This is a genomic window from Dictyobacter arantiisoli, from assembly GCF_008326305.1.
In the GTDB taxonomy this organism is placed as follows: domain Bacteria; phylum Chloroflexota; class Ktedonobacteria; order Ktedonobacterales; family Ktedonobacteraceae; genus Dictyobacter; species Dictyobacter arantiisoli.
The window spans coordinates 15,901-28,623 of sequence record NZ_BIXY01000002.1 but is presented as its reverse complement, the minus strand read 5'-3'; the positions used below and the strand labels follow the sequence as shown (position 1 = coordinate 28,623).

General features: G+C 45.6%; 6 protein-coding genes. 4 read left to right on the top strand and 2 right to left on the bottom strand.

What is annotated here, in order from left to right:
* Nucleotides 1-62: 62 nt before the first annotated feature.
* The gene (locus F1593_RS01255; protein WP_149399527.1) at nt 63-1,370 is read right to left on the bottom strand and encodes a metallophosphoesterase family protein; all 1,308 of its coding nucleotides are present in this window, start codon (nt 1,368-1,370) and stop codon (nt 63-65) included.
* Nucleotides 1,371-1,931: 561 nt separating this feature from the next.
* Between F1593_RS01255 and F1593_RS01250 the strand changes: the two genes are divergently transcribed.
* Nucleotides 1,932-2,600: an HD-GYP domain-containing protein gene (locus F1593_RS01250; protein WP_172631777.1), complete on the top strand. Its 669-nt coding sequence runs from the start codon at nt 1,932-1,934 to the stop codon at nt 2,598-2,600.
* Nucleotides 2,601-2,987: 387 nt separating this feature from the next.
* On the opposite strand, the gene F1593_RS01245 is transcribed toward F1593_RS01250, so the two are convergent.
* A complete protein-coding gene (locus F1593_RS01245; RefSeq protein WP_172631776.1) occupies nt 2,988-3,791 on the bottom strand; it encodes a transporter substrate-binding domain-containing protein in 804 nt (267 codons plus the stop codon).
* A 485-nt stretch (nt 3,792-4,276) separates the two neighbouring features.
* Between F1593_RS01245 and F1593_RS01240 the strand changes: the two genes are divergently transcribed.
* The 3 genes from F1593_RS01240 to rpoD all read left to right on the top strand — a co-directional run bounded on the left by F1593_RS01240 (nt 4,277) and on the right by rpoD (nt 12,463).
* On the top strand, nt 4,277-6,724 hold the full coding sequence (locus F1593_RS01240) for an amylo-alpha-1,6-glucosidase (protein ID WP_149399519.1): 2,448 nt from the start codon (nt 4,277-4,279) through the stop codon (nt 6,722-6,724).
* A 2,149-nt stretch (nt 6,725-8,873) separates the two neighbouring features.
* Nucleotides 8,874-10,994, top strand: a complete 2,121-nt coding sequence (gene dnaG, locus F1593_RS01235; protein WP_149399517.1) for a DNA primase — start codon at nt 8,874-8,876, stop codon at nt 10,992-10,994.
* A gap of 170 nt (nt 10,995-11,164) precedes the next feature.
* Nucleotides 11,165-12,463 (top strand): RNA polymerase sigma factor RpoD, encoded by a 1,299-nt coding sequence (gene rpoD, locus F1593_RS01230; RefSeq protein ID WP_149399515.1) that lies wholly within the window; start codon nt 11,165-11,167, stop codon nt 12,461-12,463.
* Nucleotides 12,464-12,723 lie beyond the last annotated feature (260 nt).

The window sequence follows — 12,723 nt, the reverse complement described above, 5'->3', positions numbered from 1 at the left end:
GTTCGCCAGTGCCAGATTGATGATCGATGGATAGACAGAAATATCAATGCCTGATATCGCGCTTACCCCCTACTTTTTATCTCATCTATTGCCGACAATACTTCCTCTTTCGTCACGCGCAAAGCCTGCTGCTCATCTTCATCAGTTGCCGAAGCAATCCATTCATCAGCCAGGGAAGCCAGCTCATCCCGCAAAGAGAGGCGCTCTTCAGTATCAGCAGAGGCATCCTCTTCATCTACCAGAAGTGATAAATCACTATCATCAATCGCCAGGGCGGCACAATGTTCTTCTCCATAGCGACGGATCTGATTTAAATCGAGCTGATGATAAGCGCTCCGTGCCAACTCGCCCTGCAAGCGTAAAAGGACCATCGAGTCATCATCGCAGAGAGGGCGCAAGCGCTCCAGGATACTATCGGTCGGAGAAGTCTTTGCGACTTCAGACCAAAGCTCTGCCATATCAAGCGTCAGGCGTTTCATAGCCAGGGCATCGACACTGATATGATTACACCAGCGCACCCCATCAGCCGCCAATCCAAGAAATACAAATCCGGGAGCCTGATCCGGCGTACTGAAATCAATATATTGTGTTGCACCAGCCACAATCACATCCGTCTGGTCGACGCGTGTCTGGCTATAATTGTGATGATAGCCAGCCAAAATATAGCGAAAAAAGGATTGCTTGCGAATACTACTTTTATGGACCAGTGCACGCGTATCCAGGAGAGATGAGCCAATGGCCTGACCTTCAAGTGGTGCATGCAACACCAGTACTGGAATAGCCGCCCGCTCGATCTCCAGTTGAACCGTCACATCGGCCAGAGGATCTCCCACCTGACCGGCCAGCACACCCAGGCCGCAGATACCCACCGTTGTACCACGTATATCGAGCAGGAGAGGCTCCAACTGCTCAGTGGGGGATTTGAGAGCTGGAGAAAGATAGTGCAAGGCTCCCAAACTGGCATAACTCATCTGTGGAGCAGGTGCAGCCTCCCTCGAAGCGGATTGTATAGATGCAGGAGTATCATGGGTACCACCCAGCGCCACAGCCTGAATGCCAGCCTGCTTTAATTGAGCCAGACGCTCGGCTACAAAACTACGGTCGCGCTCATCCGGCATCGTCGTATCAAAAAGGTCACCTGCCTGAATAAACAGATCAACCCCCTGTACAATCGCAAAATCTGTGGCTTGCTGAAAGGCATGGCGCAAGCGCTGCTGGCGCTCCTCGCGTTTTCTCGGATGCTGACCAAAACCCGTATATCCGAGATGATTATCCGCGGTCAGCACCACTGTAATCACCCCATCCTGCTGATGCTCAATAGCGGGGGTTGCATCTGGTTCCAGGTCATGTTTCAAAATATCTTCTCCCATCGGGACCACTTCCTTGCTGGCTGACTAACGAAGCAAGCTACTTCCATAATGACAAACGAACCCGTGCCAACCACGAGTAAGCCGAATACAAACAGATAAAGAAGAAATAATCAGCCAGAGTCTAGAGAGATGGCATACGTCGCTACAGGTAGAAACGAACGATTAATTGGTACTAAATACCCTTTTCTCCAAAGTGAGTCTATCACAAAAGCAGACGATTAAAAACGAATCAGGACAGTAAGAGGGACTATTTGGGGGATGAAAAGAGCAATACAAAGTAATACAAAAGTACCTATTTCTCCTTTGGCGTGGACAGGATGAAAAGTGAAAGATTAATATGATAGCAGCCCATATTAAACACACAGCCAAAAAAAATAGGCAAATTGGTTATCATTGATAATACTATATCCATATCCTCTTTGAAATGATAGCCAATAGGTAGCATAAGCAGTGCGAATGGAGCTATTTATTCGTATTCGTTATTGGTAGGAAGATTGGTAACCAGGAAGTTATCATGTTTGATCAGATATGTGGGAGAGCAGAGTGGTGGCAGTAAAGTATGTGACACACCAAAAGGAAAATAAAGAGACGAGAAAAGTACTCCTCTCATTAGCTCAAAGCATTCAAGAACGCGACATTGTGACCTATGAACATTCACGTCGCGTGGCTGTCTATGCCCAGAGATTGGCGCGCAATTTGGGTTGGAGTCGACAAGAAGCATTAGATCTCGCCTCAGCGGCGTTAGTACATGATCTGGGCAAAACCTGGATTGGAAACGACATTTTAAATAAATCCGCGGCACTCTCAATTGAGGAGAGACGCAAGATGGAGCGCCATCCGGTGATTGGCGCACGTATTCTCATTGGTTACGAAATTCACCGCTTCTACATAGACGCGGTACTCCATCACCATGAGTCATGGAATGGTCAAGGATATCCCTCGCAATTGAAAGGGGAAGAAATTCCTCTCAGCGCACGTATCCTGACAATCGCAGATGTCTATGATGTATTGACATCCCAGCGCCCCTATAAAGCGCCACTCACCAGAGAGGAAGCGCGTGAGCGATTGCTGGCAGGCTCAGAAACAAACTTTGATCCCGGCCTGCTACGAGCATTTATTCAATTATTAGATACAACACCAGAATTCACCTTATCCCAACCGGCCTCCGCACTTGAATTCAAGGATCTGCAATCATCATCTTTCTATAGCCTATTCATTGCCGGTTCCTGATAAAGGGACATGAAAATACTCATGCACGAAGACATGAGCATGAGTTTTCGCACCAGAGGTGTTCAAAAAATTTACAATGTGTCGGACTCCCATCCCCATCAGGTTCTTACTGTTTGACCTGCTGGCAGGCGCATGCGCGCCTGCACCCTTTTTAGTGTGTGGTGCTGGAAAGGTGCTGCACACCTTTCCAGCACCACACACTAAAAACAGTTTTGAGCACCGCAGGTGCGAAAACTCATGCACAGAGATCGTGGAGAGCATGGGAATCCGACACCCTTATTTAAATGCGCGGCAATGCCTGCCTACAAGTAGGCAGTGATATCACGAGAGTATTGGGAATCAAATGTATTGAGAGATAGAGATATCACGCGCATGAGGTAACCAGCGTCACGAGCCTGAAGTATCATTCGCGGGGGCTGTAATATCGCCCTGATAAAGTCCCCAGTGAGCAATCAAAGCACGATAAGTTCCATCGCGCTGGACAGCTTGCAAGGCACGCTGGAGGGCAGAGAAAAGCGTCCCATCCCCCTTCGGTACTACAATCCCTTCAGCCGTTGCGCCAATGACAGGCATCCCTAAGGCAAACAACAGGGGATGGAGTTTAATAATATAATCCAGCGCCGGAACATCGGCATAGACAGCATCCACATGTTTCTGCTGCATCATTGGCACAATATCCTTATAACGCGAAAAAACGGTCACGTACAGAGCTTTCTCTTGATTTAATGTACACAAACTACTGATCCTCTGCAACTCCTCTTGCTCAAATGAATTTTTCTTCACAGCCACGCTATGACCACAAAGGTCACTCATTGCATGAATATGCAGAGGGTTACCATATGGCACCAACAGTGATTTCCCACCGCGAAAATACGGAATAAAATCCACCTGCTTTTGTAATTCAGGCGTGATACTCACAGCGGAAATCACCACATCAAAACGCTTTGCTTGCAGGTCATTAACCAGCAATTGGAATTTATCTTTCACCATATACGGCTTCAAGCGCATACGCTGTGAGATAGCATTGATCAGATCCATATCAAAACCAATTGGTTTTCCTGTCATAGGATCGGGATATTCCTGAGGATAGTAGCCTGTATAACTGCCAATCGTCAGGACGCCAGAGGTAATCAGCATTGAAGAAACGTCATCAGCAGGAGATGCTGTCACAACTGCAGAGGGTGTTGACACTACAGAAAAGCCGCCCTTACAAGCAGTAAGAAATAGGCAACAGAAGATCAAACAGGAAGAGAGGAAGACATTCAAACACGAACCGCGCCGCCAGCCCCCCCAAAAAGAAAAAACCATAGAATCTGCAAACTCCTCTCATGTTACTGGGCTTACTTCTAAAAGTATTTACGTTATTTTAACACGCTATATCACACCCGAAGAAATTTGAGAACCGTATGCAACACGAATTTTAAGCTTATAATAAAAATACCGGAAATATTCATTAAGAAAAACTTTTTATAGGAAGAGAGTATGATACACTGTCAAATAGTATAGGTCTGGCAGTCAAATCAGACGTTGTATAGAGTAGAGATACAATCGGAAATACCGCATTGTAGCGGTTACTTCTCCTATTTTATTGTGATACCGTTTATTCGTGGTGCGAATTACGCTACTGTCCACTTGTAGTCGCGGAACTCACATTGAGGGGCTTGGAGGGTCTAACGATGACCATAAGCTTCGGTCGCAACATCTGTTGTGATCTCAACAAAACCATCTCTCGTGAATGGCTCGTGACCAATGGTCTGGGAGGTTATGCAGCAGGGACAGTTGCAGGTGTGCTTACACGGATGCAGCATGGATTGCTAGTAGCAATGCCGCCTGGTGCACATACTCCACAACTTTTACTGGCGAAAATTGACGAAGAGGTCACTTTTGATCAACGAACATACTACCTGGGTACGAATGAATACCGGGATGGAACTTTTAATCCATCTGGTTTCGTCCATCTTGAATCATTTCGCCTGGAAAATGGTTTTCCAATCTTTACTTATCGGCTGGGTGGGATCGATGGTATGATCCTTGAGAAACGCATCTGGATGGTACAGGGGTTAAATAGCACTTATATCCAATACCGGGTGAGCCATCCATCAGCCATTGAAACACCATGCTATAAACGTGGTGGCGCTACAGGGACTCAGATCACTAACACAGGCATTCTGGGCCAGATCAGTGAACAAAGTGAGCGCAAATCACTCGCGCTGACGCTGTTACCCCTGAGCGCATACCGGCCATATAATGTTCCCCGACGAGGCAATACGCAAGCTCCTTTCGAGGTACAGGTATTGGCGACAGCAGATGCCAACAGTGAAGCAGTAGCCACATCTACTAGTTGCTTACCATCGGGAGTCACTGGCTGTAACATCCATCCGCTTGAAGCAGCCACGCCCTATCACCTCCTGGCAATTGGACACACAAAAAACCAGGCCACATTTATTCCAACTGGCGTCTGGTATTGGAATTTTCTACGCCGCCGAGATGCAGCTGCGGGTCGTGAAGCGATTGATGATCTCTATCTGCCAGGCGTTATACGTGCAACGCTGTGGCCGGATGAACATACAACCTTAACCATCGTCATCAGCGCCGATCCCTTGCAGGTTCATCATTATCAACAAGAGAGCATAGAAATATTGTATAGAGAAAGCCAGGAGCGACAACGTGACCGCCTGGAAAGGGTGCTACGCCGAGGGCATATCTCTGCTAAAGAAAAAGAAGCGGAACCCTCATCGCAAACCAGCCATGCAATACAAAAGAACACAGCCACAGATGCACCCAGAGAGGAAGACGATTTGCTCCAAAACCTGCTGTATGCAAGTGCGCATTTTATGATCCGCCTGGTGCAATACGTACCGCAACGCAAAGAGCCAGGAAAGCCAGGGAGCGAAACAACACAGATCAGACTCTTTCCGTCGGTCATACAAGAAAAAATTTTGCTACTGGCGGACTATTATTCGCATGAGAATAAGACACGCGATGCGTTGATTGCTCTCCCCGGGCTACTACTGGTACCAGAACACTATGACGAGGCTTATCAATTTCTCCATGAGCTCGCCAGTTACTTTATCGGTGGACTCCTACCGGATCGTCTCCCCACGACACAGCAGGCCCTGACTGACCACGATTATAGTAATGTAGACATCTCGCTCTGGTACTTTTATGCATTGGATTACTATCTGCAGGCAACTCGACATTACACCTTCCTGGAAGAAATCTATCCACGCTTGAGCGATTGCGTGCAACGCTACCTACAGGGCACACATAACGGTATCCATGTTGATCCAAATGATGGCCTGCTTGTAGCGGAAGGAGAGGGAAAAGCGCTGACATGGATGGATAGTTATCTCAATGGTCAACCAGTCACGCCCAGGGCAGGGAAACCTGTTGAAGTTAACGCACTCTGGTATCATGCACTGAAGCTGATGCAGGGATGGTCGGAACGCCTGGGATATGGTGAACAGAATGGTTATAGCAGTGATTTTTATCAGCAACAGGCGCATTTCTGCAAACAAAACTTCCAAAAGCGCTTTTGGAATAGGGAGCGGAATGCCCTTTATGACGTCGTAGATGGTCCTGATGGAGATGATCCCAGCCTGCGCGTCAACCAATTATTCGCGCTCTCGCTGCCGCATTCTCTCCTAACACAGAATCATCAACAGGCGGTGTTTGAAATCGTCACCCGGCAACTGCTCATGCGCTATGGACTCAGGACGCTGGCCCCTGGAGAAATGGATTATCATGGTCACATTGGGCCAGACAATTATAATCCAGAAACATATCAGCACATGCTCCATCAGGGTAGTTGTTGGACATGGCTGATTGGTCCCTATATTGACGCCTTGCTCGCCGTGAAACGATGGGAAGAACCGGAGCGAAGACATGGCAGCTTCATTCCACAAGACCATCTCTGGCAAAAAGGCATGCAACTGCTGGAACCATTTCAAGAACGCTTTACGGTTGATCTGTTAGGGATTTGCGAAGGTCTCTTTGATGGTGACACTCCACAACACCCAGGGCCACAGAGTGCTGCTCTTATAAGTACAGCCGAATTACTGCGCAGCTATGATCAGCTCATCAAAATACACACACAGCAACCAGAAAGCATACTTTTGCATTAACAAAGAAGCGAGAGAGGCAAGATAACGTATCCTGTCTCTCTTACATTCCTCATTCCGAACGGCAAAGCCTCTTATCCACATCGCATCAGTAAACTGCAAAATCAATGCAAGTTCACAAAACAAATCTACCATAAAGAAAAGAATAGTAGCACATAGGCAGCAAAAGCATAAAAAACATTCACCATTGTAAGAAGTTCTGCACATATTCTCAAAGTTATCCACACAAGATGTGGATAACTTTAGTTCATCTTAGCCAGTGTTGCCAAAGAAAATGCTCATCTGGCAGCCAAATTTCTTCATGAATATTTTTTCATAAATCTCAAATTTTTATGAAGAAATATTTAATGTGGATAACTTTTTCGCCGTTTTTCTTATAATTACGACTTATCAACAAAAATGTGGATAAGTCAAAAATGGCATTTATAGCTGGCAATATTGCCTGTTATAAAATTTCACATCTATTTCACAGAAACAGAGTTTTCCACAGAAAATGTGGAAAAGTTTTCCACACTATCCACATTAGTTATGTCTAGTTGATACTGTTATTATCACTCCATATAACCAGCAATATAACTTAACATGAGCGCACTCATAGCAAGATAACATAATTATGAGTTTTCCACATCTTTTGTGGATAAGTTTTCCATTTTTTCCACATTTTTGATAACTGGTGATATAGCCAGCTATAGATCAATGTTATTGAGTACATTGATCTTCACACGCCATTCACACGCCCCGACTTTTCCACACTTTCTGTGGAAAAGTTTTCCACACTATTCACATTTTGCATAGCCAAGCTATATAGCCAGCTATAGATCAATGTTATTGAGTACATTGATCTTCACACGCCATTCACACAGAAAGTTTTCCACATTGAATGTGGAAAACTTTCCCACATTTGGGAGCATAGTGGCTATATATAGGAATACATAATATAGCTGGCAGACTTATCCACATTCAATGTGGAAAACTTATCCCATTTATCCACTTTTTGCCGACTTATCCACAAAGTTATCCACACTAAATGTGGATAACTGATACTCCAAAATGTCATTCTGTCGTTTTGGGACAAACATGTCGGACAGAATGTCCGAGGACTTCGTCCCAAAACGACAGAATGTCCTACCAGGCAACCTTTATTAAGGATTTCTATTATCAAGCAAACAGTAATAACGGTAAAGTCCGATGAAAAATAAAGGGAAGCTTGATCGAAACAGGTCGATTTACGACGACTTTTGTGAATAAATGTTCAGAAACTGGGGAATTTTCCACAGTTCCACCACTTTTCCACATTCAGTGTGGAAAAGTTATCCACTGCCAAAAAAGGGTGTGGATAACCTGTGGATAACTCGCCAAAACCTGTGGATAACCTGTGGATAACTTTGCCAGTTTTATGAAAGATTTTTCATGTGTGGAAAACTTATCCACAAAGTTATCCACCGTTAAACCGAGGGTTATCCACAGGTTTTGAATAGCCGAGTGCTTGTGTGGATAACTTTTTTTAGAGGGCTTAAAAGGGCTCTAGAAGCCGATTGAGATGGGGTGGATAAATCACCTTATGGATGGGCTTAAAAAAAGTTATCCACTTATCCACACCCCCTACTACTACTACGTTATATATTTTTTTTAAAAAAATATATTTCTTTAGTAGTATAGCGTTGTGGATAACTTTTGATTTTTGAGGAAATTTCCGAAAAAAACCTGGAAATTGCGCAGGATAACAAGCGGGCAAAATTAAGAACGAAAAGAGAGGATTGAAGATCGAAAAACATCGTTCTGAAACCAATCAGATAGTATAAAAGCAAGCAGAGGATATAAGTAATGTGTTAAAGTAAACAGAGGGTATAGATGCAGTATTGTAGATAATGGATAAGCCCAGATGTCCTATCGTGACCATGCACTCCTTATCTCAATCGTTGCAAGTAGTACAATAGGCATAAGATTTCCAATGATCGCACGCAGTTATGTGTATACTGTGAGTCTAGCTTCGCATCTGGTTGGTTGCGCCTATCCTTATCGAGGAAGGGGGACAGAGCCAGAATGGCTATAAAGGCTGTTTTACACGTGATAGCTCGTTCTATTGGTGGAAGAGAATCCGGTAGCGCAAAGATATGGTGAACATCCAGGGGCCATATCCAGGGATGAAGAAATGACGTCAGTAATTGAAGCAATTAAAGCAAAGATAAATATTACCGATGAGGTTAGCTCCATTGTAACCTTACAGAAATCTGGCAAGTCCTACAAAGGGCTTTGTCCATTTCACAATGAGCGCAGCCCATCGTTCTATGTTTTTCCGGAGTCGCAAACATGGCATTGTTTTGGTTGCAACGAGGGTGGTGATGTCTTTTCATTTGTGCAAAAGCAGCAAAATATGGATTTCCACGAAGCGCTTTTGCATCTGGCCGAGAAGGCAGATGTGCCGGTAGAGGAAAATGGGAGTGGGAATGCAGAGGAAGAACGTGAAACCAATGCGCTCAAAGAGCGCTTGCGGAAGTTGAACGAAGATGCAGTACTCTGGTTTCATCAAATGTTGTTACGCTCACCTGAAGCGGCTGGAGCAAGAGAGTATGTACAAAGCCGAGGAATCTCAGCCGATAGCGTGCAACTTTTCAGTCTGGGGTATGTTGGTGATCAATGGGATGGTTTAACACGTTTTTTGTTAGGGCAGGGATATAGTGAGCAAGAGCTTGTCACGGGTGGTGTAGCGCGTTGGAGAGAAAGTGATACGCTGGGTGGAGAGCGCAATGGTATCTATGACTACTTTCGCAATCGGTTGATGTTTCCGATTCGCGATGAGCGTGGGCGTGTGATTGGCTTTGGTGGTCGAGCGTTGGGAGATAACAAACCAAAATATCTCAACACGCCCCAAACGATCCTGTTTGAGAAAAATACTGTCTTGTATGGTATTGATATGGCGAAAGATGCGATACGGCAAATTGGACAGGTCGTTATAGTGGAAGGGTACGTAGATGCCGTCATTGCCCAGCAGTATGGAACCAGGCAGACGGTAGCGTGTTGTGGCAGTGCGATTACTGAGAAGCACATCCAAAAATTAAAAAAGCTTACCAAGCAGGTTACACTGGCTCTAGATCCAGATGCGGCAGGTAATGCAGCAACCGAGCAAGGCATTAAAGAGGCATTAAAGGGATTTGATCGTACTATTGTTCCCGTGCCACTGGCTGGAGGAAGTTCTTCTGGATTTCGACAATCGGGGCAAAAGGGAAAATGGAATGGTCAATCCAAGCAGAGTGAGCAGTCTCAGACACGTGGAATTATCCGTCTGGAAGAGCAGGTTGATGCTGAGATTAACGTGTTGCAATTACCTCCAGGAGAAGATCCCGATGAGGTTATTCGACGAGATTTCGCAGCCTGGTTTTATGCCGTTAACCATCCGCTTTCACTGATTGACTACTACTTTGTGACCAGGACGATGGACCTCAATCTGCACGAGCCCGTCGGGCAGGCTGAAGCCGCCAAACGTCTACTGCCAGTGATTGGCATGATCAGCGGGCGCATTAAACGTGATGTTTACATACGCAAGCTGGCAAGCATGATTGGTGTCGAAGAGCGCAGCTTGTATGAAGAGTTGCAGCGCGTACTAAGCAGTCAAAAAAACACAGGTATGACAGCTGATTTCAGCGGAAAAGGTCCAATCAGCAGTCAGAATGGTCGGCCAACAAGCAGTGGAAAAGAAGAAACGCAGCGTGCAAAAGGAGATCTTGAAGAGAAAAAGTACGATTTTCCGAGCACAGAGGATAAAAAGAGTACAAAAGCTCAGACGCGGGACAGGCTTGACAGAACAGTACAGAATACGCTAAAATGGGAGGACTACCTTATTGGGCTACTCATACAGAATCCAGGTCTATACCCGCATGTTTGTGCTATAATTAACGAAGGTGACTTCGCTGGGACAGACACGCGGGAGTTGTACCACTTACTCAACTCTGTGTATCAACGTGAATCTTCCCCTTCTTATCAATCCTTAGAACAATTTGTGCCGTCAGCGCTAATGCCCGCGGTAACCAGGAGCCTGAAGTGCTTAGAGGCGATGTCTTCACGAGACGAAGAAGCATTGATAAAAGAAGCTGTCCAGTGTGCAACCCGTCTGAAAAAAACACGCTTGTTACAATTAAATACAGAACTAAAATTTCTTTTGCGAGAGGCTGCAGCAACTGGCGACAAAGCAGCAATGCGGCAGTTTCAGCAGCAATTTGTGACTATACAAAGGCAGTTACTTACGTTGAATACCGCAACGCGGCTACAGGGGTAAAGTGCTGTAGGCTATTGTAACATACATAGACATAACAAAAGAATGCCGTGATCGCAGGATCGGAGGCGGCAATTAACAAAATCATTTTTACCAAAGCGGACCAGAGAGCAGGAATTGTTATCATTTATCGTTTATCATATTAGGCCTGTTTTCTGAAGGGGGATGCCAGAATGGTGAATCGGGACCAAGAAGTAATGGATCGCGTACAAAATGATCATGGTAAAGTCAGTACCATCAGTACAGGACCATTGCATGGTGTTTTTGATCTTGAACATTTTGATATGGATAACTCCATATTAAGTGATACGGCCGATGTCTTTAACGTTGACACCATCGGTCATCATGCTCACGTACCTACGGAAGAACTAACAACTCCTGTGGGCAACAGCGAGGGATTTGACCTGTTTAAATTGCAGGACGAAGAGCCTATGGACGCCCTGGATCCAACCAAAGAGCCTCCAGCAGACTGGGAGCCTGGCCCTGAAGATGTTGCAGAAGTGGATGCTGAGATTCTGGCAGGCCCCAAATGGGCTGAACTGGACGATGGCCTGGGAATTGTTGTTGCCGATCTTGAAAGCAGCCTGGATGACCCTGTGCGCATGTATTTGCGCGAAATTGGTCGTGTTTCCTTGTTGAATGCTGAAGAAGAGGTACGGCTGGCGCAGTTAATGGAGCGTGGCAAGCAAGAGCGCCTGCGTGCTGACCGTCTGAAAGTGGCCCCCCATCGCAAATATATCCTTGATGGAGAAGAGGCCCAGCGGCGTTTGACCGAGGCAAACTTACGGTTGGTCGTCAGCGTTGCGAAGAAATACATTGGCCGTGGTATGAATCTCCTGGATTTGATCCAGGAAGGAAATATCGGTTTGATCCGCGCGGTTGAGAAGTTCGATTACACCAAGGGATACAAATTTAGTACCTATGCTACCTGGTGGATTCGGCAGGCGATCACCCGTGCGATTGCTGATCAAGCACGTACCATTCGTATCCCAGTGCACATGGTAGAAACAATCAATCGTTTAATTCGTATTAGCCGCCGCTTATTGCAAGATCTTGGCCGCGAACCAACCTCAGAAGAAATTGCCGAGCAGATGGAAATCACGGCTGAAAAGGTACGTGAGATCATCAAGGTGAGCCAGGAGCCTGTTAGCCTGGAAACCCCCATTGGTGAAGAAGATGACAGCCATCTGGGTGATTTCCTGGAAGACCAGACCGCACTGGCTCCTGCTGAGGCCGCCAGCCATCAACTGTTGAAAGAGCAGGTTGAGGATGTACTGGACAGTCTGACTGAGCGCGAGCGCAAAGTTTTGCAACTTCGTTTCGGTCTGGATGATGGTCGAAGTCGTACACTGGAGGAAGTCGGTAAAGAGTTCCATGTGACACGCGAACGTATTCGCCAAATCGAGGCTAAGGCGTTGCGCAAATTACGTCATCCCAGTCGGAGCCGTAAACTAAAAGATTATCTGGATTAAAAAGTTATCCACATGTGCACAAAGTTATGCACATGTGGATAATGTTATGCACATGTACATAAACGTTCGTGTTTGTGCTGTGAGTCACTTGATGATGGCTCACTATTTTTTTGTCTTTTAACATCGAATGTATAAGCTATTTATCCTGAACTTTATATAACAATTCATGCTTAATCGAATTTAAGATGGTTAAAAATCTTGTCCAAAAGGATATGTGTTGAAGACATGTAGATAAATTTTATTTATTGCCTATTAAATAA